Below are 20139 nucleotides of genomic sequence, written 5' to 3'. Positions count from 1 at the left end.
TTACAGCATTTAGTGATAGTTTTGTTGAAAACAGGCAGTGTGAAAGGAGGGGCCGTGATGGGCGCATTGATTCGACCGGTTGCCGACGCCGACGCGGTGCTGGCCAAGGCGCTGCTCAATACCCGTGAACAGCTGGGTCTGACCCAGCAGGAACTGGCGGACATTATTGGCGTACACCGTACGGCCATCTCGCGCTGGGCTGAGGGTGGCCTGCGCGTGCACAGCAAGACCGGTGAGCTGGCCTTGCTGCTGGTGCGTGTATACCGCTCACTGTTCGCCCTGTTCGGCGGCAACCTGGCGGATATGCAGCATTTTCTGCGCACCGACAACCGCCATCTCGATGCACCGCCCTTATCCCTGATGATGCAGGTGCAGGGGTTGGTGCGGGTGGTCGAATACCTTGATGCGATTCGTGGCAAAGGCTAGAAGCTGTTTATGACCTGCTGCGCGTCGGTCCTGCGGCGTTAAAAACAGGCTCGGATGCGAGTCCAGTTCGCTTCCTCGCCGCTTTGAACAGCCGGAGACTGTTACTGACGTAGCGCCTTGCATGACTCTAGCTCGCGAGGTCCTAAACAGCTTCTAAACATCAAGCTACAAGCGCAGTACCCAACAATAATAAAAGTTAAGGACAACGCCACCATGGATATCTGGCAACACTGCCAAGGCCCGGCCCAGATCAAACCGCTGCGTGGACGCCTAGTGCGTCTGGTCGAGAGCCAGGCCCAGGTCGCCACTCTGCAACTGGTCGATACCCTTGCCGAACAGGCGCTGCTCGAGGAGTTGCTGGAAACCAGCAAGCCGCCGCTGCCTCAGAGTGCCGAGCCGCTGCATTACCTGTTGAAAACCCCTTTTCGTTATCCGCCGCTGCGCTGGGGCTCGCGCTTTGGCTCGGTGCATGAGCCGAGCCTGTTCTACGGCGCGCTGCGTATAGACACCGCGATGGCCGAGGCGGCGTATTACCGCTTTCTGCTCTGGGATGGTATGAGCATCGCACCGCCGAGTGGGCGCATTCTTTCCGAGCATTGCACCTTCGAGGCGCGCTATCAGGTAGAGCGTGGCATTCAGTTGCAGCATCCGCCGTTTGCGGATTTCCAGGCCGAGCTCTGTCACGCCAGCGCTTATCAACCTTGTCAGGCGGTGGGTGCAGCCATGCGCGGGGCAGGGGTTGAGGCGTTCGAATACCGTTCGGCGCGCTGCCCGTTGAAGGGCAACAATGTTGCGCTATTCGTCCCTGGCGCGTTAGCAGAAAAGCGCCCGCGCAACCTACTGAGCTGGCTGTGCGAAACCACTGACGACTATGTCGCCTTCAAAAATGCCCAGGTTCCGGATACCCCCAGAGTCTTTCGCCTGGATGCCTATCAGGTGGATGGCCGCCTGCCGCGCCCGGCCTAGACAGGGCGGCTTTTTCAGGGCGTTTTGCCCTGAAAAAGGGCAGTGCGACGGCGTGACGCAGCAACTTGTGCACAATTGCGATGCGCCTTGTCAAGCAAGATGCAGTGCTTGACGTAAACCCTTGATTCTTTTTATTGATTTTATAAGTCAATGAAATATATGGATTTTTTACGCTGGTGAAAAAATCACCAGTTTGACCTTGGGCCCCACGCCATAGGCGCTGAGAGCGCTTGCTCCCATGTTATCCACGAAGTTATCCACAGCTTCTGTGGATTAACCCGAGCGCTTGCTCTAGACCGCTGGTTGGCACTTTTTTGCAAGGCTTTACCTTGGCGAAAAAAGGAGTAGAGTTGCGCGCCTTCCCGGCTACCACTGCTTTTTATGCCTCGCGCAATCACTCGACTACCTATCGCTTCAACCTCGGTTCCTCGCCTACCCACCCGTGTGGCGCTCTGGCTACTGGACAGTCCTCGCCTCGGTCATGCCCCTAGCGTCAAACGCTTTGCTGGTCATCTACTTAAGCAGCCTGCTTTGCAGGGTGTAGTGCAGGCGCAGAGTCGACTGGGGCAGATGCTTTGTCGTGATTGCGGCAACCCGCGTGATCGGCGCATGGGTTTTGAGCTGCTGCGTCAGGCTGCCCGCGCCGGCGATATGGGCGCCCAGCTGGAACTCGGCCAGCTGTATAGCCAGCCGCGCAACAATGAACCGCAACAGGCCCGCCATTGGCTGGAGCTGGCAGCGGGACAGGGTTCGCCAGAGGCGCAGCAACTGCTTAAACAGCTCTGACGCAGCCTGGAGTACTGGTTATACTGCCAGTACTTTTCTGCGGAGCTGCTTATGCCCATCGATCTGTCCACCGCGTTGGCACCTGCGTTGCTCGGCTTTGCCGCCGCAGCACTCTCTCTTCTTTATATGGCCTGGTCGCTGCAGCGTCGTCTGGCTAGTCAGAAGCTGGAATTCAGCCTGCTACAAGAGCGTCTGAATAATGCGCAGCTGGCCCAGACCGGTCTGACGGCGCAGCTGGATGATTGCCGCGAGGAAGTCGCCGAGATCAGCGAGATCAAGGCCGATCAGCAAGCCGAACTGGCGGCGCTGCGCCGTGAGGCCGATTTGCTGCAACAGGAACGGCAGATCGCCCGAGAAGCCGCCCAGGCCTGGGCCAGTCAGCGTGAACAGCAGGAAGCTGAAATCCGCCGCCTGGATGCCCAGCGCGCGGCTCTCAGCGCCGAACTTAAAGAGCAACAAGACAGCCATCAGCAGCGCCTTAGCGACCTGCAAGGCTCGCGCGATGAGTTGCGCGCGCAATTTGCCGAGCTGGCCGGGAAGATCTTCGATGAGCGCGAGCAGCGCTTTGCTGAAACTAGCCAGCAGCAGCTTGGCCAGTTGCTCGATCCGCTCAAGGAACGCATCCAGTCCTTCGAAAAACGTGTGGAAGAAAGCTACCAGCAGGAAGCCCGCGAGCGCTTTTCCCTAGGCAAGGAACTGGAGCGTTTGCAGCAGCTTAACCAACGTCTCGGTGATGAAGCGACCAACCTGACCCGCGCGCTCAAGGGCCAGAAAACCCAGGGCAACTGGGGTGAGCTGGTGCTGGAACGGGTGCTGGAACATGCCGGCCTGGAGAAGGGCCGCGAATACCAGACCCAGGTCAGCCTGAAGAGCGCCGATGGCGAACGCTTCCAGCCGGATGTGCTGATTCAGCTGCCCGGCGACAAGCAGGTGGTGGTGGACGCCAAGGTCAGCCTCACCGCTTACCAGCAATATATTGCCGCTGAAGACGACGCCAGTCGGCAGCTGTCGCTCAAGCAGCATGTGCTGTCGCTGCGCAGCCATTTGAAGGGCTTGTCGCTCAAGGACTACCAGCGCCTGGAAGGCCTGCACAGCCTGGATTTCGTCCTGCTGTTCGTACCGATCGAAGCAGCCTTCGCCGCAGCATTGCAGGCCGATCCAGGCCTGTTTCAGGAGGCCTTCGATCAACATATCGTCATCGTTAGCCCCACCACTTTGCTGGCCACCCTGCGGGTGATCGACAGCCTGTGGCGGCAGGAGCGGCAGAGCCAGAACGCCCGCGAGATTGCCGAGCGCGCCGGCGCGCTGTACGACAAGTTCGTCGCCTTTATTCAGGATCTGGATGAAATGGGCGCGCGCCTGCAGCAACTGGACAAGGCCTACGCCGGCGCGCGCAACAAGCTCTGTGACGGGCGCGGCAATATCATCAGCCGGGTGGAAAACCTCAAGCTACTCGGCGCCCGCACCAGCAAGAGCCTGCCTGCCGAGTTGCTCGAACAGGCGGCCGGGGTGATGGTGCTGGATGATGAGGCGGCCGAGTAGGGCGCGCTACTGGTGGTTGACGAGCTATCAGGCCGTGACCTGGGTTTTTTCTGCTGCCGCGCGTTGCGCCGCCGGTGAGTTGGCCAGGTAGTCCAGCGCCACGCGGATATCGCCTTCGGTGCGTGGGTGATAGCTGGGGTTGAAATAGCGCAATACTGAGCTGCCGATACTGCCCATGCGCGGCAGCAAGCCACGCTTGCCCAGGTGGTACCACAGGCGCAGAAAGCCTGGGCGGTAACGGGTGACCGGGTCCTGGCGCATCATGGTTTTCATCCCGGTGCTGAACAGAAAGATCAGCGCTGGCGTGGCAATCAGCATATACACCCAGCGCATCAGCAGGCTGCCGCCGATATGCACGTGCAGGTCGTGGGCCACGCTGCGGTGCTCGACTTCCTCGGCGCCATGCCAGCGCAGCAGATCGAGCATTACCGGGTCGGCATGGTCGAGGCTGCGGGTGGTGATGATCCAGTCGCCCAGTACGCAGGTAAAGTGCTCCACCGCGGCGATCAGCCCGACTCGCTGACGCAGCCACCAGGGCTGCAGAAAGCGGCTGATGGCGTTATTGCCCAGGGGGAAATCGCACAGCACACGCTCGAATAGCCAGTGGATCGGTCCGGTGAACGGCGTCGGGTCGATGCCATGGCGCAGCAGGTAGGGTGTTAGCGCGCTGTCGTGGGCGCGGGCGTGTTGCGCCTCCTGTTTGACGAAACCTTGTACGTCCTCGCGCAACTGCGGATCGGTGACCAGCGGCAGGGCCTTGTTGTAGACCCGGCAGAACCAGAACTCCCCGGCCGGCAGGATCAGATGCAGGCTGTTCATGATATGCGAGGCTTCCGGCTCGTTCGGCACCCAGTGCAGCGGCGTATTGGCAAAGTCGAAACGTACTTTGCGTTGTTCCAGGCGGTACTGTTCGCTCATCTCGACTCTCCTTATCAACTCGCCAGATTCACGCTGGCGGGCGTATTGCTGCCTGCGCTGCTTTGTACCTGAGCGGTGAACTCACGTAGCCAGGCTGCTAGTTGCTGCGGCTCGGTCAGTAGTTGCCAATGCCCGGCATTTGCCTCGCGCCGCTGCAGCGTGGGTGCCCAGTGCTGCAGCTGGTCGAACAGTTGCGGGCGCACAAAACGATCGCGGGTCGGAACGATTAGGTGCACCGGCACCTGGGTGTGGCGCAGGCGCGGCGTGAACAGGCTGCGGATAAAGTTGGCGCGGTACAGCTTGACCCCGTGCACACCGTCGGAGCGTTGGCTGCTGCTGATTGGCACATTGCGCAGCCCTTCGACCTTGTGCAGCAGCTGGGGCCAGGCGCGGTCCAGGCCCAGGCGCCAGGTCAGCTCGGGCAGCAGCGGAGTGTGAAACAGGGCGATATACCAGGAACTGAGCAATTGCCCGAGCACCTGCAGCAGCGCGCGCGGAGTCTTCTGCTTGAGCGTGTCGCGCATCCAATGGCCGACATGGTCCAGGCAAGGCCCGGAGATGCTGGTGTAGGAGGCTAGCAATGGCTGAATACGCGGCTCGGTGACTGCTTCCCAGGCCTGAATCGAGCCCCAGTCATGGGCCACCAGATGCACCGGCTGGTCGGGGCTGAGGGCCTTGATTACTGCTTCCAGATCATTGGCCAGCTTTGCCAGCTGATAGTCCAGGCGCTTGCGTGGAATATCCGATGCGCCAAAGCCGCGCACATCATAGGCAATGATCTGGTAGTCGGCGGCCAGCTCGCGCACCAGTGGTAGCCAAACCTCGTGGTTGTCCGGGTAGCCGTGCACCAGCAGCAGAGTCGGGCCGTTCGGATTACCCCAGCGATAGGCCGCCAGCTGCACTTCATCGCCCTGAACCCACAGCTGTTCGGCCTGCAGCTCTTTATATGTCAGCACTGCTGGCGCGTTCATACGATTGCCCGATGCAGAGCGAGAGTTAGTGAGTAGCGCTGGGTGATAAAGGCGAGGTCGATGGGCATGCGGCGTCTCCGGATTGTCATGGCTGACCGTTACATCATTTGATGTCTCGGCCAGTGTTGGACGCTCGGGAGGTATCTGCCTAGCCAACTTTTGGGCTAACAGCAGGGCCTGTTACGGTGTTACTGAGGAGGCTCGAACCCCTCTGCAATAGGACTATGCGCGGGTATGCGTGGGCAGATGAGCCGCTTGGCAAAGCAAGTCCAGCCCTTGGTTGGGGGCGTTTTCAGGGGCGGCTATGCAAGCAGCAGTAATGCCGCTGCGCCGGCCAGCAGACCGCCGGCCATCACCGGCAGGGTCATCAGCGCCAGCTTGCGGCCACCGATCAGGGCGACCAGAAAGCCTTTGACCAGGCTGTTGCTTAGCGCGGCGAGAAAGATCCCCTGCACCGCTACCTGAGCATGCAATTCGCCCTTGGCGCTGCGGGCTAGCGACAGGGTGATGGCATCCACATCGGCCAGCCCCGAGAGCAGCGCCACCAGATAAACGCCGACATCGCCGAGCCAGTGCTGCGCGCCTTCGACCATCAACAGAATCAACGCCAGCAACGCGGCAAAACGCAGCGCTGGGCCCAGCTCGAAGGGGTTTTTCAGCGGCGGTTCAGCCTGTTCTTCGCTCTCCGTTCCGGCGCGGCGGTAGTACAGCAGCGCGCCGCCGGCATACACCAGAGTGGCAATACCTAAAGGCCAGATGAGCTGTGGCAGCAAGCTGGCGTTGACCAGGCCGACTTCCAGCAGCACGCGTGGAAACATCAGCGCCGAGGTGGCGAGCAGGCCGCAGGCGAGGATTGCTTGCAGATTGCGCCCCTGAGCCAGGCGCGCCAGGGTCACGGTCATCGCAGTGGACGAGACCACGCCGCCGAGCAGCGCGGTGATCAGCAGGCCATGGCGCGTGCCCACTAGACGAATCGCCACATAGGCGGCAAAGCCGATGCTGGCGATCAGCACCACCATCCACCAGATGGCGTAGGGGTTGAAGGCTTGCCACGGGCCGTAACCCTGATTGGGCAGCGCTGGTAGCAACACCAGGGAAATAAACAGCAGCTTCAGTGCGCCGGACACTTCCGCCTCGCTGAGCCGCTGCAGGGCGCCGTGCAAGGATTGTTTGAGGCTTAGCAGCAGTGCCACCGCCACTGCGCCGGCCGCCGCCAGCCCGGCATAACCGGCCATGGCCAGGCTGCCGAGCAGAAAGGTGATCAACAGCGCCACTTCGCTGGTCAGGCCCAAGTCGCCCAGGCGTTGCAGTTCGCCGAAGTAGGAGGCGACCACCAGCAAGGCAAAGCCGCTGAAGATCACCGCCCAGGCGACTACGCCGAAGTGCTCGCCGAGCAGCATGGCAAAGGCGCCGAGCAGGCTGCTCAGGGCAAAGGTGCGAATCCCCGCGACCAGCTGCGTGTCCTCGGTATTGCGTCCCTGCCAGCCGCGTTCGGCGCCAATCAACAGGCCGGCGGCCAGGGCGCTGGCGAAATTCAGCAGGGTGTCGAGGGCTTCCGGCATGGGCGCGTCCTGAGCGGGCAATGCTGGCAGTCTAGCCAGTGAGCCCCGCGCTGTATTGCGGCAGGTCAGTCTGCTGTGTCGTCGCTGCGCAAGATTGTTCAAGACGGCGCGGCCGCGATGGGCCAGGCTATGCAGCAAAGGAGGGCGCATGAGCCGTTTGCAGCAGTTTCTCTATGGGGTGCGCGACAGTATTCCGATGATTGTCGGCATCCTGCCGTTTGGTCTGATCTATGGCGCGCTGGCTAGCCTGGCTGGGCTGAGCCTGGGACAGGCGGTAGGCATGTCGTTACTGGTATATGCAGGCTCGGCGCAGTTTATTGCCATCAGCCTGCTGACCTTGGGCAGCGGCGCGGTGGTGATTCTGCTTACCACGCTGGTGGTCAATCTGCGCCATGTGCTCTATAGCGCTGCGCTGCAGCCTTATGTCGGCAGGCTGTCGCAGCGTTGGCGGGTGCCGTTGGCGTTTGGCTTGACCGATGAAACCTTTGCCGTGGTGCAGCGGCGTTATCTGGCGCGCGGTATGACCGAGCATGGCCAGTGGTATCACGCCGGTGTGGCGTTGGCGCTGTACCTGTCCTGGGTGTCCAGCTCGCTGGTAGGCGCTTTGTTTGGCCAGAGCGTGCCAAACCTCGCAGGCTGGGGCCTGGACTTTGCCATGCTGGCGACCTTTATCGGCATCGTGGTGCCGGCGCTGCGCAGCCAACCGCAGATCGCTGCTGCCCTTGTAGCCGGTGCGGTGGCGTTGCTGTGCCACGCCTGGCCTTACAAGCTGGGGCTGATGGCGGCTGCCCTCAGCGGTATCTCGATTGGCGTATGGTTTGAGCGCGGTAAAGCGCCGGTCACTGCCGGGGAGGGCGCCTAATGGATATCTGGCTACTGATTTTCGGCATGGCGCTGATCACCTTTGCGATTCGCTACAGTCTGTTCGCCTTTCCCGATCTGCGTTTCCCGCCGCTGGTGCGTCAGGGCCTGCATTACGTGCCGACCGCCGTGCTGAGCGCCATTGTGCTGCCGGGCATGCTGATTCCCGATGGTCAGCAGTGGGCGTTCAGTCTGGACAATGCCTACCTGTTGGCCGGGCTGGCGACTATTGCCATCGCTGCGCTGACTCGGCATCTGCTCGCTACCATCGGCGGCGGTCTGCTGGTGTTCTTTATAGTGCGTTGGTTGTTGGGTCAGTTGCCCCTGTAAGCAGGGTTATTTGCCCCCTGCATTTGTAGAAAATGCAGCAAAAGGTATGTTTCGCTGTGGCTTTGTGAGGTGTTCTTGCAGTCAAATGCCTGACAACCCGCTTGGCCACTGCAGACAGGTACACGGACGATGACCGAACAATCACAATTCGCATTGCTGGGTAAAAAGCGCTTTTTGCCGTTTTTCATCACCCAGCTGTTGGGTGCTTTCAACGACAACATCTTCAAGCAATCACTGATTCTCGCCATTCTGTTCAAGATCAGCTCCGGGGCCGACAAGGCCTTGCTGATCAACCTCTGCGCACTGCTGTTTATCCTGCCGTTCTTCCTGTTCTCGGCCCTCGGCGGCCAGTTCGGGGAGAAGTTCGCCAAGGACTCGCTGATCCGCAAGATCAAGCTCGCCGAGATTGTGATCATGCTGCTCGGCGCCGTCGGTGTGCTGCTCGGCAACCTGCCAATAATGCTCGCGGTGCTGTTTGCCATGGGCACCCAGTCGGCGCTATTTGGTCCGGTGAAATATTCGATCTTGCCGCAGCACCTCGAAGAACAAGAGCTGGTGGGTGGCAACGCGCTGGTGGAAATGGGCACTTTCCTGGCCATTCTCGCTGGGACCATTGGTGCGGGCATCATTATGGCCAGCAGCGGCTACGCGCATATCGTCGCGGCCTGTGTGGTGCTGGTGGCGGTCCTCGGTTATCTGGCCAGTCGCGGTATTCCTGCAGCATCAGCGGCGATGCCGCAGCTCAAGCTGGATTGGAACATCCTGCGTCAGTCCTGGCTGATCATGAAGCTTGGCCTGGGCCAGCGTCCGGCGGTGTCGCGCTCGCTGGTGGGCAACTCCTGGTTCTGGTTTCTCGGCGCGGTGTACCTGACGCAAATACCGGCCTACGCCAAAGAGTGGTTATACGGCGATGAAAGCGTGGTCACGCTGATCCTCACCGTGTTCTCGGTGGGCATCGCACTGGGCTCGATGCTCTGTGAACGCATGAGCGGGCACAAGGTGGAGATCGGCCTGGTGCCATTCGGCTCGATCGGCCTGACCCTGTTCGGCATTCTGCTCTGGTGGTTCTCCGGCGGCTTCCCCGAAGCTGCGGACGCACACACCTGGCTGGAAGTACTGAGCTACGGGCAGGCCTGGTGGATTCTTGGTTCGATCCTTGGCATTGGCCTGTTCGGTGGCTTCTATATCGTGCCGTTGTATGCGCTGATCCAGTCGCGCACCGCAGAGCATGAGCGGGCGCGGGTGATCGCGGCCAACAACATCCTCAATGCGTTGTTTATGGTGATCTCGGCGGTTGTCTCGATCTTGTTTCTCAGCGTTGCTGAGCTGTCGATTCCGCAGCTGTTCCTGACCATTTCGCTGATGAACATCGCGGTTAACAGCTACATCTTCAAGATCGTCCCCGAATTCAGCATGCGCTTTATGATCTGGCTGCTCAGCCACTCGATGTACAGGGTGGAGCACAAGGGGCTGGATGTGATTCCCGATGAGGGCGCTGCAGTGCTGGTGTGTAACCACGTGTCGTTTGTCGATGCGCTGCTGATCGGTGGTGCGGTGCGCCGGCCGGTGCGTTTTGTCATGTACTACAAGATCTACAACCTGCCGGTGCTCAACTTTATTTTCCGCACCGCCGGCACTGTGCCGATTGCCGGGCGCAGCGAAGACCTGCTGATTTACGACGCCGCGTTCAAGAAAATCGCCGAATACCTGCGCAATGGTGAAGTGGTGTGCATCTTCCCTGAGGGCAAGTTGACCACCGATGGCGAGCTGAATGAGTTCAAGAATGGCATTGAGCGTATTGTCGAGGCTAACCCGGTGCCGGTGATTCCCATGGCGCTGCAGGGCTTGTGGGGCAGCTTTTTCAGCCGTGATCCGCACAAGGGCTTGTTCAAGCGGCTGTGGTCGCGCATCACCCTGGTGGCCGGTACGCGGGTTGCGCCGGAGCTGGTCAAGCGCGAGTTGCTGCAGGCTCAGGTGGCTGAGTTGCGAGGTGAGCGGCGTTAAACCACAGAGATGAAAAAGCCCGCCAATTGGCGGGCTTTTTTGTTTGGCCTAAGCGGCTTAGTGACTGAGTTTTAGCCCGATCAGGCCGCAGACGATCAGCGCCACGCTGGCTATACGCAGCAGCGTCACGGCCTCGCCAAACAGCATGATGCCGGCAATCACCGTACCCACCGCGCCAACACCGGTCCAGATTGCATAGGCGGTGCCCAGGGGTAATTCCTTCATGGCCAGGCCTAGCAATGCCAGGCTGACGATGATCGCCGCAACAGTCAGTAAAGTGGGAATAGGGCGGGTAAAGCCGTCGGTGTATTTCAGGCCAACAGCCCAGCCTACTTCGAACAGGCCGGCCAGCAGCAGAATGAACCAGGACATACAAACCTCCAAAACAGATAGAGGGGCCGTCCCGTGGTGATCACTCGCAGAGTGGTGAGGTCGTCCTCAAGCTGTGCAATATTTTGCACATTGGCAGGGGTAGGGCAAGCCGCAGAGGACCAGTGGTCTTTATCTCTGCGGCCGTGCAGTGGCTTATCAGGCTGTTGAAAAACTACCTGCGTTGCCATTGCGGCGTTAAAAACAGGCTCAAAATGCTCATTTACAGCTCGTAAACTCCGCTTTTTCGCCTGTTTTTGCCTTGCACTGGCGGCCTCGCCAACGGTTCTCAACGGCCTGTTAGATCCCCTGCGGAATCTCTTCGCCGCCCAGGGCTTCGAACAGCGCCGGGAGGAAGTCCACCAGGGTCAGCATCATCAGGGTGAAGCTGGCATCCTGCTGACCGAGGTCATCGTCGCCGCCGTCCTGCTCTGCCTGATCCTGCAGCAGGTCTTCGAAGCGCAGGCGCTTGACCACCAGCTTGTCGTCGAGCATGAAGGACAGCTTGTCCTGCCAGGCCAGGGACAGTTGAGTGACCTGCTTGCCCGAGTTCATGTGCAGCTGGATTTCGTCGCTGGTCAGGTCCTGGCGTTTGCAGCGCACCACGCCGCCATCTTCATGGGTGTCGCGCAGTTCGCATTCGTCCAGAACATGGAAATCTGGCGCGGCTTGCTGCACCTTGACCCAGTCGGTGAGGGTGGCGCTTGGCGCGATCTTCACGGTCAATGGGCGTACCGGCAGCGAGCCGATGGCTTCGCGCAGGGTCGACAGCAGGTCTTCGGCGCGCTTGGCGCTGGCCGAGTCGACGAGAATCAGGCCCTGTTTCGGCGCGATGGCGGCGAAGGTGGCGGATTTGCGGATAAAGGCGCGTGGTAGGAAGGTCTGCACGATGTCGTCCTTGAGCTGATCGCGCTCCTTCTTGTAGACCTTGCGCATCTGCTCGGCTTCGATCTCGTCGACTTTGTCCTTCAGCGCATCGCGCACCACGCTGCCCGGCAGGATGCGTTCCTCCTTGCGTGCAGCGATCAGCAGGAAATCACCGCTGACGTGTACCAGCGGTGCATCGCCGCCTTTGCCGAAGGGCGCGATAAAACCGTAGGTGCTGAGTTCCTGGCTGGCGCACGAGCGGGCCGGTTTGGCTGAGAGGGCCGTTTCGAGTGCCTCGGCATCAAACGGGATGTCCTGGGTGAGGCGATAAACCAGCAGGTTACGGAACCACATAAGAGGGTGTATCTCCATTAACGGACCCGCCGGCAGCGGCAGGTATCACAAGTCGTCAGTACCCTATGTGGGTGCTGTTTCAGGTTGGCCGAAGCGGTATGACCCGTTGAGCAACCTGTGCGTTGCATTCGGGGCGCATTATTCCCCCGAGCGGTGCCCGAGGCCAAGTCTGCGCTAAGCCTTTGCTGCATCAATAAAAAATTTTCAAAACAGTGCTTGCCAAGGTGAAGATCGCTCTCTAGAATGCGCCCCACTTCGAGAGTGAAGGGTGATTAGCTCAGCTGGGAGAGCATCTGCCTTACAAGCAGAGGGTCGGCGGTTCGATCCCGTCATCACCCACCAACTCGCTTTTTGAAGTTACGCGCAGCGGTAGTTCAGTCGGTTAGAATACCGGCCTGTCACGCCGGGGGTCGCGGGTTCGAGTCCCGTCCGCTGCGCCATTTTTATACTCGCTTCATCCCCTCTGTGACATATCGCAACACCTGGCAAAATCCTTTCTGAATAATCAGCTAAACATCTGAACTTATACGCATTTTCTGTCTCCTAACACGGTAGCCAGTGATCGCGACAGCCTGCTAAGCTCGCGCTTTCATACCTTTAGCCCTAGGGCGCACCGGACAAGGAACAAGCATGAAACAGCATCGTTTAGCAGCGGCGGTCGCCCTGGTAGGTTTGGTTCTCGCAGGTTGCGATTCGCAAACCAACAAAGTCACTCTGGAAACCCCAGCACAGAAAGCGTCCTACGGCATTGGCCTGAACATGGGCAAAAGCCTGGCTCAGGAAGGCATGGATGACTTGGATTCCAACGCCGTTGCCCAAGGCATCGAAGACGCCATTGGCAAGAAAGAGCAGCGCCTTAAAGATGACGAGCTAATCGAAGCCTTCGCTTTCCTGCAGAAGCGTGCCGAAGAGCGCATGGTTGCGCTGAACGAAGAGTCGTCCAAGGCTGGCAAAAAATTCCTCGAAGACAACGCCAAGCGTGATGGCGTAGTGACCACTGAATCTGGCCTGCAGTACGAAGTCGTGAAAAAGTCTGACGGCGCCCAGCCGAAAGCCACCGACGTGGTGACTGTTCATTACGAAGGCAAGCTGACCGATGGCAGCGTGTTCGACAGCTCGGTTGAGCGTGGCAGCCCGATTGATCTGCCAGTTAACGGCGTGATCCCTGGTTGGGTTGAAGGCCTGCAACTGATGCACGTTGGTGAGAAGTACAAACTCTATATCCCAAGTGAGCTGGCGTACGGCGAGCAGAGCCCGACTCCGGCGATTCCAGCTAACTCGGTGCTGGTGTTTGATCTGGAGCTGATTGCGATCAAAGACGCAGCCACTCAAGAGTAACTTCTAGCGTTTCCCGCAGCGCCCCGTCTCGACGGGGCGTTGTCGTTTCTGCGGGTCACAATCTGCACTTTTCTCTTGACTGGAGGGTCTTAAACGGTATGTGTAGGGTGTGGGGTGTTACGGTTATGCACATTTCCCAGATTGGCCGTGACGGGTTAGGGTATCTCTCTTGCAGAAACTCTTTGCCATTTTTAACTTATTGATTTATATGGTTTTTTGCTGTGTGGGCAAAAAATGTCCGATCTGTGGCGAGGCCGCATGGGCTGGGCGTTTGCCAGGGTTATCGAGAAACTGTTCACAAGGTTATCCACAGCTTTAGTGGATAACCATAGCCAGCCCAGCGGGTGCGCGGGGTTGCCGGGAGAAAGCGATGAAAGCACCGAAAAATTTTGCACGTTACCAGTTTTTGGCCAAGCGTTTCCTCAAGGCCGGACGGTTACCAGCGTTGCTTTTATCTGTCGCTCGAAAGCGTGAAAAACTTGGCAATGGCTTTGCCGAGTTGGCCGGTCAACTAAAGCTGTTACAGGCCCTTTGCCTGGCCTGGTGGCGCGGTGAGTATCGGACCATCGATTCCCGAGCGTTACTGGCCGTGGTAGCGGCGTTGCTGTACTTCGTTACACCGCTGGACGCGATACCGGACTGGTTGTTTGGTCTTGGCCTGGTTGATGATTTGGCTGTGCTGGCCTGGGTGTTACGTACTTGGCAGGAAGAGCTGGCGGCGTTTAAGCAGTGGCGCGCGTCTCAGCCTCCAGAAATGTTGCAGGTCGTTGAGCGGTTGCCAGAGTTGGATGAGTCGCTAGCGCCGCTGCAGGGGCGCGTAGAGTAGCGGGGGTGACGACTCAGGTATCGCTGAGCATTTGCTCGATCAGACCCTCGTCGCGCAATTGCTGCAGTGTCTTGTCCAATAGCTCAGTGCTCACTGGCAATTGCGGGCTGTAAGTGCAATGCATGTCGTAACGTTCGATCACCCAGGGATTTATCTGCAGCGGTGCATCCGCACGTTTGGCCAGCTGGAAGTTCAGTGGCCTGCGCATGTCGATGATCGCGTCCAGGCGTTGTTTGCGCAGCAGGTTAAGCCCGGCGCTGTGGTCGCGCAGGTCCTGGCGGATGATCTGCCTATTGGCGAATGCCGCCATTATCTCGCTGCTATAGACATATCCCAGTTGAGTGCCGAGGGTCTTGCCGCGAAGCTCATGCAAGCTGTTGATTGGCGCATGTTGACGGTGCAGTAACAGCACATCTTCTTCACTGTAGAGGGGAGCGGACCAGTGATAGCGCTCGGGCTTATCAATCCATTGCGGGTTGCTGTTGCAGATCACATGAATGCGCCCGCGCTGCATATATTCGTCGATGCGCTTATTCGGGGTTTCGACAAATACTGCTTTGAAGCCGAGCTGCTGGCTGGCTAATTGGCCCAGTTTGTAAATGACGCCACCGCGCAACTGCTGCTCGTGCACATCGACATAGGGCATGCCGTCAGCCTTGGCGAAGCCCCAGCGCAACTCGTCAGCGCAGGCCCAGCCACTGCATCCAATCAACAGCATGGTTATCAGTCTGCGCAAAGTCTGCCCTCAACTGCTGCTGAAATCATGGGGGCAGTATAGATCACGCTCTTTCTCGTGCCGGGCTGTTAAGATAACCGCCTGTTCTGGAGTTGCTGAGAGTGATGGAAATGCTCTGCATGGAGATTTACAGATGAATGTGCAAGTGATCGAGCGCGATGGCCAGCCGGAATATGCGGTGTTGCCCTGGGCGCAATATCAGGCCTTGCTACAGGCCGCCGGAGGCACACCTGAGGTTGCTGCCGTGGCGGTTGCTGCCAGCAAGCCGGCGCTGAGCCAGCTGACGGCCGTACGTGAAGCCAAAGGCATGAGTGCCGAGCTACTGGCGCGCAATGTTGGCATAAGCCCCCATTACCTGAGCATGATCGAGAGCGGCGAACGCCAGCCGGACGCGGCCATCCAGCGTGCATTGGCCTGGCATCTGGGCGTTGGTGGGTGGGAGGTGCAGCCTTGAGCGTAAGCATCAGTCGACAGCATTGGCAGGCGTTGCTCGATGAGCTTGAGGACGCCCAGCGTAAGCGTCATTTGTTGACCTACCGCGCCTTAATCGAGCGTCTGGCCTTGCCCAGCCCTGCCATGCAGACCCTGGCAGCCGCGCTGGAACACCTGGCCGCCCTGGATGCGCGTGCCGAGCGCCCGTTGCGGAGCGCATTGGTAATCAGTCAGGGCGCCAGCCGCTTGCCGCGTACCGGCTTTTTTGAATGCGTTAGTCGGCTGGGGCGTTTTAATGGCGCTTCTGATGGTATCGCTGCTGCGTCCTGGCATGCCGCCGAAGTGGCTCGCGTATTCGAGTTCAGCTATTCGGAAGAGGCCTGATGTTCAGCGCACTGCGTGCGCGTATCGGCTACTTGCTGGCGCGCCGTCTGTTCCACTGGGATTGGCTGGTCAAGCAGCCGCGAGCCTGGCGTTGGCTGGAAGGGCAATTTGCGCGCATGGCCAACTTGGGTGATATCCCGGCGCAAAGCTTCTACGGGCATATTTTGCTGTTTCGCGGCCAGGGATTGGGAGCACGTAATGAAGGGCGACGCTTGCTTGGTTTAGCGGCCAAGGGCGGCGATGCCAAGGCGGCCTATCAGCTTGGCGTTCTGAGTTTATCCGGTGATACCCAGCACGCGGCGGATGCGCCGAAGGCCATTGAGTGGTGGACGCTGGCCGCGCAGGCCGGACATCCGGCTGCTGCCTATCGCCTGGCTGAGTTATACCGCAGCGGCGCTGCGGATGTTGCCGCTGATACAGCGCTAGCTGAGCATTTTGCTGCGCTGTCCAACCGCCTCAGCGGCCTCTGATTTAACAATCTGGCGTCCGCTGTCAGGCCGCTGTATCTGCCTGAGTGTCGATGATATGCAGGCTGTAACCCGGCACCGCCTTGGCGTGACGCTTGGCCTCTGAGGCCATCGCCGCCAGCTGGCCGGCATCCAGCTGCGCACATTGCTCGGGGTGTACATGTACCACTCCTAGAGACAAGGACAGCAGCGCATATTCCTGGCGTTTGCCGTTGCGGTCATGGGCGACAAAGCAGCCCGCATGCAGGTCTTCTTCACGGTAGAAGCGTCGGCACTGGCTCTGGAAATCCTCCAGCAAGCGATTGAGCCGCGCGCGCCAGTCCTGTGAGCCGAGCACCAGCAGAAAGTCATCGCCACCAATATGGCCAACAAAGTCCCGCGTCGGGTCGACCCGCTCATTCAGGCACTGCGCCAGACTGAGCAGCACTTCATCGCCCTTGGCATAGCCGTAGATGTCGTTGAACGGCTTGAAGTTGTCGATATCCACATAACACACCACGGCTTCGCGGGCTTGCTGCAGCAAGCGAGTCAGGCACTGCTGGATTGGCACATTGCCCGGCAGCAGGGTCAGCGGGTTGGCGTAGCGGGCCTGCTGGATTTTCAGTTCGGTAATCAGTTTGAGTACGTCGATTACCCGACCAAGCCCGACGTAGCAGCCGTCCTCCATGATGATGAAATCTTCTTCGATGCGCTGGCGGGCGCGGCTGGTGAGCAGGCGGCTGACCTGCTGCAGTGACTGGCTGCATTCCACCGCCAGGTAGTCATCGCTCATCAGGCGGCTGATCGGCTTGCGGGCGAACAACTCGTTGGCGAAAGGCTTGAGCAAGGCTTCGGCCAACGAGTGACGGTGCACGATGCCTACGGGTTGCTGCACCTGGTTGAGCACCGCTAGCGAATTCAGATTGGCCTGGGCGCGAAACATTTCCAGCACTTCGCAGATTGGGATGCTCAGGGCTACGGCTTGTTGTGTGTTGAGTAGGCCGCGCAGGTCGCTGGCCTCCTCGCTAAGGGGGCTGCTGCTTGCGGTGCTGGGCAATAAGTTGACGGCGTCCCGCGGCGGTTGCTCCTGCGGGCGGCAGAGCAGATAGCCCTGAATCAGATCGACGCCCATCTCGGCGAGCACGGCGAGTTCCTCGGGCAGCTCGATGCCTTCGGCGATCACCTGGGCGCGGGAGGCTTTGGCCATTTTCAGAATTGATTCAACGAACTCGCGTTTGACCGCGTCCTGATGAATGCCGTCGATAAAATGGCGGTCAATCTTTACGTAGTCAGGGCGCAGTTCTGACCACAAACGCAGGCTCGAATAGCCGGCGCCGAGATCATCCAGAGCGATGGAAAAGCCCATGGCGCGGTAGTGATGCAGGGCGGTGTCGAGCAAGGCGAAATCATCGGTGGGCGACTGCTCCGTCAGTTCGATCACCACCTGACTCGGCGGAATACCCAGCGTTTGCAGCAGTTGTAAGGTGCGCCCGGGCTGGTGTTTGGGTTCCATTAGCGAATCGGGCGAGACGTTGAGGAACAGCTTGCCTTCAAGCTTGAGCTGGCTGAAGCGTTGGCAGGCATTCTTGCGGCAGAGCAGCTCCAGCTCGCTGAGGCGGCCTGCGCTGCGCGCCACGGCAAACAGATTGATCGGCGAGTGCAGGGCGCTGTTGGACGGGCCACGGCTGAGGGCTTCATAACCAAGTATGCGCCGCTCGGAGAGCGAGAAGATCGGTTGAAACAGGCTGTGCAGGTCGCCATTGGCGAGGATGGAGTCCAACGCGCTGAACTGCTCGGTGACGATCATGGCGGCTCTCTGTGCATAAAAAAAACGGGGACTGGTATTGCTACCAGTCCCCATATTTCACGACAGTTTGATGACTCTTTGATGACGCTCGCGGTTTACTTTTTGGCCAGGTGCGTGTTCAAACCCAGGTAGTCGAGCAGGATGCGACCGCTTTCGGTGAGGTAGGCGTCGTCTTCCGGTTTGGTTTTCTTGTCTTCCAACAGCAGTGCGTCTTCGTCTTCTTCCTTGAGCTTGCTCAGCAGGGTTTCGCCTTTGGCTTTGCGGCGGCTGTTCTCTATGGTCAATTGTTGACCTTCGATATCTGTCTGCTGGGCGCGGCGTTTGGCTTCATTGAGACTGACGGTGTCTTCTGCCATCAGCTTCTGCGCCAGTAGCAGACGCTCACGGGCGAAGGTGAAGTCCGGATTCTGCGCGGTACGGTTTTCATAGCGGCTTTGCAGCTCGGCCAGGAACGGTTTGATCGGGTCCAGTTCTGGTTTGATCGCCGGCTTGATGCTATCCCACGGCAGGGCCTCGGGCAGGGCACTTTCGCCGATTTCCTTGGTGTCCATGATGTCTGGATACTGGATGTCGGGGATCACGCCCTGATGTTGAGTGCTCTGCCCGGAAACGCGGTAGAACTTGGCAAGGGTCAGCTTCAGTTCGCCGTGGTTAAGTGGCTGGATGGTCTGCACTGTGCCTTTGCCGAACGTCTGGCCGCCGAGAATCAAGGCACGGTGGTAGTCTTGCATGGCACCGGCGAAAATCTCCGACGCCGAAGCCGACAGGCGATTGACCAGCACGGCGAGCGGGCCTTTGTAGTAGACACCGGTATTGTCGTCGGCCAGTACATCAACGCGACCATCGCTGTTGCGCACCAGTACGGTGGGGCCTTGGTCGATAAACAGGCCGGTCAGCTCGGTGGCCTCTTGCAGCGAGCCGCCGCCGTTGTTGCGCAGGTCAATCATCACACCGTCGACTTTTTCCTGCTCCAGCTCGGTGAGCAGGCGTTTGACGTCACGAGTGGTACTTTTGTAGTTCGGGTCGCCGGCACGGAAAGCTTTGAAATCCAGGTAGAAGGCCGGGATCTCGATCACCCCAAGTTTGTAGTCACGGTTCTCGTGCTTGAGGTTGAGGATGGTCTTCTTCGCTGCTTGCTCTTCCAGCTTTACCGCTTCACGGGTGATGGCAACCACTTTGCTGGTCAAATCGTTTGGCGCATTGCTGGCTGGAATTACTTCCAGGCGCACTTGCGAGCCTTTCGGGCCACGAATCAGCTTAACCACTTCATCCAGGCGCCAGCCGATCACATCGACCATTTCCTTGCTGCCCTGTGCCACGCCGATAATCTTGTCGGCGGGGGATATCTGCTTGCTCTTTTCCGCTGGGCCGGCCGGTACCAGGCGCACGACCTTGACGTGTTCATTGTCGCTTTGCAGCACGGCACCAATACCTTCGAGCGACAGGCTCATATTGATATCGAAGTTTTCCGCATTGTCCGGCGACAGGTAGGTGGTGTGCGGGTCATAGGACATGGCAAAGGCGTTGATATAGGCCTGGAAAACGTCTTCACCGCGGGTTTGCTTGAGCCGTGCGAGCTGGTTGTTGTAGCGCTTGGTCAGTAGCTCTTGAATCGCCTTGGGCTCTTTGCCAGCGATTTTCAGGCGCAGCACCTCATCTTTAACACGCTTGCGCCAAAGGTCGTCGAGCTCGGCGATATCCTTGACCCATGGGGCGTTTTCACGGTCGATCAGCAGGCTTTCATCGCTGTCGAGATCAATCTTGTCGACACCCTTTTCAAGCATGTTAAGGGTGAACTGCAGGCGGCTCTGCAAACGCTCCAGATGGCGTTTGTAGATGGCAAAGCCAGGTTGCAGATCGCCGTTTTTCAGCAGGTCGTCAAAGCGCGTGCGCCATTGATCGAACTCGGCGATATCGGAGGCAATAAAGTAGCTGCGCGAGGGATCGAGCATCTTCAGGTAGCCCTGATAGATTTTCTCCGAGCGCTCGTCGTTCAGTGGTGGCTTGTTGTAGTGGTGGCGCTTCAACAATTCCACGACGTTGAGGCTGGCGATGACCTGCTCGCGGTCAGGCTGCAGGTATTCCCAGGAGTCGTCACTGGTGGTTTTCGCCGCGAGCGGCAGGGCGCTCAGGGCAAACGAAAAGGCGAGGGTGACGCTGAGTAGGGTTCGCTTCATGCTAATTCGACGTGTGGGCAGTTGATAACGCATATTA

General features: G+C 59.2%; 20 protein-coding genes and 2 tRNA genes. 14 read left to right on the top strand and 8 right to left on the bottom strand.

Going from position 1 to position 20139, the window contains the following annotated elements:
• Positions 1-57: 57 nt before the first annotated feature.
• From AACY25_RS11295 to rmuC, 4 genes are all read left to right on the top strand, one after another.
• Positions 58-426 carry an antitoxin Xre/MbcA/ParS toxin-binding domain-containing protein gene (locus tag AACY25_RS11295; protein WP_339524588.1) on the top strand — a complete coding sequence of 123 codons (369 nt, stop codon included), beginning with the start codon at positions 58-60 and terminating at the stop codon, positions 424-426.
• 213 nt (positions 427-639) lie between these two features.
• On the top strand, positions 640-1392 hold the full coding sequence (locus tag AACY25_RS11290) for an RES family NAD+ phosphorylase (protein WP_339524586.1): 753 nt from the start codon (positions 640-642) through the stop codon (positions 1390-1392).
• A 381-nt stretch (positions 1393-1773) separates the two neighbouring features.
• Positions 1774-2178: a tetratricopeptide repeat protein gene (locus AACY25_RS11285; protein ID WP_160087476.1), complete on the top strand. Its 405-nt coding sequence runs from the start codon at positions 1774-1776 to the stop codon at positions 2176-2178.
• 177 nt (positions 2179-2355) lie between these two features.
• Entirely contained in the window at positions 2356-3720 is a 1365-nt protein-coding gene (gene rmuC / locus AACY25_RS11280) for a DNA recombination protein RmuC (RefSeq protein ID WP_339525000.1), read from the top strand.
• Positions 3721-3747: 27 nt separating this feature from the next.
• Here the strand turns inward: rmuC and AACY25_RS11275 are convergent, their stop codons facing one another.
• The 3 genes from AACY25_RS11275 to AACY25_RS11265 all read right to left on the bottom strand — a co-directional run bounded on the left by AACY25_RS11275 (position 3748) and on the right by AACY25_RS11265 (position 7171).
• On the bottom strand, positions 3748-4638 hold the full coding sequence (locus AACY25_RS11275) for a metal-dependent hydrolase (protein ID WP_339524584.1): 891 nt from the start codon (positions 4636-4638) through the stop codon (positions 3748-3750).
• A gap of 14 nt (positions 4639-4652) precedes the next feature.
• Positions 4653-5609 (bottom strand): alpha/beta fold hydrolase, encoded by a 957-nt coding sequence (locus AACY25_RS11270; protein ID WP_339524583.1) that lies wholly within the window; start codon positions 5607-5609, stop codon positions 4653-4655.
• Positions 5610-5911: 302 nt separating this feature from the next.
• The gene (locus tag AACY25_RS11265; RefSeq protein ID WP_339524581.1) at positions 5912-7171 is read right to left on the bottom strand and encodes an MgtC/SapB family protein; all 1260 of its coding nucleotides are present in this window, start codon (positions 7169-7171) and stop codon (positions 5912-5914) included.
• A 148-nt stretch (positions 7172-7319) separates the two neighbouring features.
• Here AACY25_RS11265 and AACY25_RS11260 point away from each other — a divergent pair, with 148 nt between their 5' ends.
• The 3 genes from AACY25_RS11260 (at position 7320) to AACY25_RS11250 (ending at position 10366) form a co-directional block, all read left to right on the top strand.
• Complete coding sequence (locus AACY25_RS11260) at positions 7320-8033, top strand: AzlC family ABC transporter permease (protein WP_339410623.1); 714 nt, start codon at positions 7320-7322, stop codon at positions 8031-8033.
• Positions 8033-8362 (top strand): AzlD domain-containing protein, encoded by a 330-nt coding sequence (locus tag AACY25_RS11255; protein ID WP_339524579.1) that lies wholly within the window; start codon positions 8033-8035, stop codon positions 8360-8362. The genes AACY25_RS11260 and AACY25_RS11255 overlap by 1 nt, the downstream gene beginning before the upstream one ends.
• Before the next feature lie 129 nt (positions 8363-8491).
• Positions 8492-10366: an MFS transporter gene (locus AACY25_RS11250; protein WP_339524578.1), complete on the top strand. Its 1875-nt coding sequence runs from the start codon at positions 8492-8494 to the stop codon at positions 10364-10366.
• 57 nt (positions 10367-10423) lie between these two features.
• Here the strand turns inward: AACY25_RS11250 and sugE are convergent, their stop codons facing one another.
• Entirely contained in the window at positions 10424-10738 is a 315-nt protein-coding gene (gene sugE, locus AACY25_RS11245; protein WP_090252958.1) for a quaternary ammonium compound efflux SMR transporter SugE, read from the bottom strand.
• Between the two features lie 297 nt (positions 10739-11035).
• Complete coding sequence (gene rdgC, locus AACY25_RS11240; protein WP_339524573.1) at positions 11036-11956, bottom strand: recombination-associated protein RdgC; 921 nt, start codon at positions 11954-11956, stop codon at positions 11036-11038.
• 266 nt (positions 11957-12222) lie between these two features.
• Here rdgC and AACY25_RS11235 point away from each other — a divergent pair.
• The 4 genes from AACY25_RS11235 to AACY25_RS11220 all read left to right on the top strand — a co-directional run bounded on the left by AACY25_RS11235 (position 12223) and on the right by AACY25_RS11220 (position 14120).
• Positions 12223-12298: transfer RNA gene (locus AACY25_RS11235), tRNA-Val, on the top strand.
• A 21-nt stretch (positions 12299-12319) separates the two neighbouring features.
• Positions 12320-12396, top strand: a tRNA-Asp gene (locus AACY25_RS11230).
• Positions 12397-12586: 190 nt separating this feature from the next.
• Positions 12587-13294, top strand: a complete 708-nt coding sequence (locus tag AACY25_RS11225) for an FKBP-type peptidyl-prolyl cis-trans isomerase (RefSeq protein ID WP_339524572.1) — start codon at positions 12587-12589, stop codon at positions 13292-13294.
• A 370-nt stretch (positions 13295-13664) separates the two neighbouring features.
• A complete protein-coding gene (locus AACY25_RS11220) occupies positions 13665-14120 on the top strand; it encodes a YkvA family protein (RefSeq protein WP_339524571.1) in 456 nt (151 codons plus the stop codon).
• 13 nt (positions 14121-14133) lie between these two features.
• Here AACY25_RS11220 and AACY25_RS11215 read toward each other — a convergent pair whose 3' ends face one another.
• The gene (locus tag AACY25_RS11215; protein ID WP_339524570.1) at positions 14134-14838 is read right to left on the bottom strand and encodes a substrate-binding periplasmic protein; all 705 of its coding nucleotides are present in this window, start codon (positions 14836-14838) and stop codon (positions 14134-14136) included.
• 151 nt (positions 14839-14989) lie between these two features.
• Here AACY25_RS11215 and AACY25_RS11210 point away from each other — a divergent pair, with 151 nt between their 5' ends.
• From AACY25_RS11210 to AACY25_RS11200, 3 genes are read left to right on the top strand one after another with little or no spacing between them, the layout of a single operon-like run.
• Positions 14990-15310 (top strand): helix-turn-helix domain-containing protein, encoded by a 321-nt coding sequence (locus AACY25_RS11210; RefSeq protein ID WP_339524569.1) that lies wholly within the window; start codon positions 14990-14992, stop codon positions 15308-15310.
• Positions 15307-15672, top strand: a complete 366-nt coding sequence (locus AACY25_RS11205) for a hypothetical protein (protein ID WP_339524568.1) — start codon at positions 15307-15309, stop codon at positions 15670-15672. Before AACY25_RS11210 ends, AACY25_RS11205 begins: the two co-directional genes overlap by 4 nt.
• Positions 15672-16142: a sel1 repeat family protein gene (locus AACY25_RS11200; RefSeq protein ID WP_339524566.1), complete on the top strand. Its 471-nt coding sequence runs from the start codon at positions 15672-15674 to the stop codon at positions 16140-16142. The genes AACY25_RS11205 and AACY25_RS11200 overlap by 1 nt, the downstream gene beginning before the upstream one ends.
• 22 nt (positions 16143-16164) lie before the next feature.
• Here the strand turns inward: AACY25_RS11200 and AACY25_RS11195 are convergent, their stop codons facing one another.
• Both AACY25_RS11195 and AACY25_RS11190 read right to left on the bottom strand, forming a co-directional pair.
• Positions 16165-17925, bottom strand: a complete 1761-nt coding sequence (locus tag AACY25_RS11195) for a bifunctional diguanylate cyclase/phosphodiesterase (protein WP_339524565.1) — start codon at positions 17923-17925, stop codon at positions 16165-16167.
• A 95-nt stretch (positions 17926-18020) separates the two neighbouring features.
• Complete coding sequence (locus tag AACY25_RS11190; RefSeq protein ID WP_339524563.1) at positions 18021-20102, bottom strand: carboxy terminal-processing peptidase; 2082 nt, start codon at positions 20100-20102, stop codon at positions 18021-18023.
• Positions 20103-20139: the final 37 nt, after the last annotated feature.

Origin of the sequence: Pseudomonas sp. EA_35y_Pfl2_R111 (assembly GCF_963970955.1) — a bacterium.
Classification (GTDB): Bacteria; Pseudomonadota; Gammaproteobacteria; order Pseudomonadales; family Pseudomonadaceae; genus Aquipseudomonas.
The sequence above is the reverse complement of the archived record's forward strand: the minus strand, read 5'-3'. Positions and strand labels throughout refer to the sequence as shown.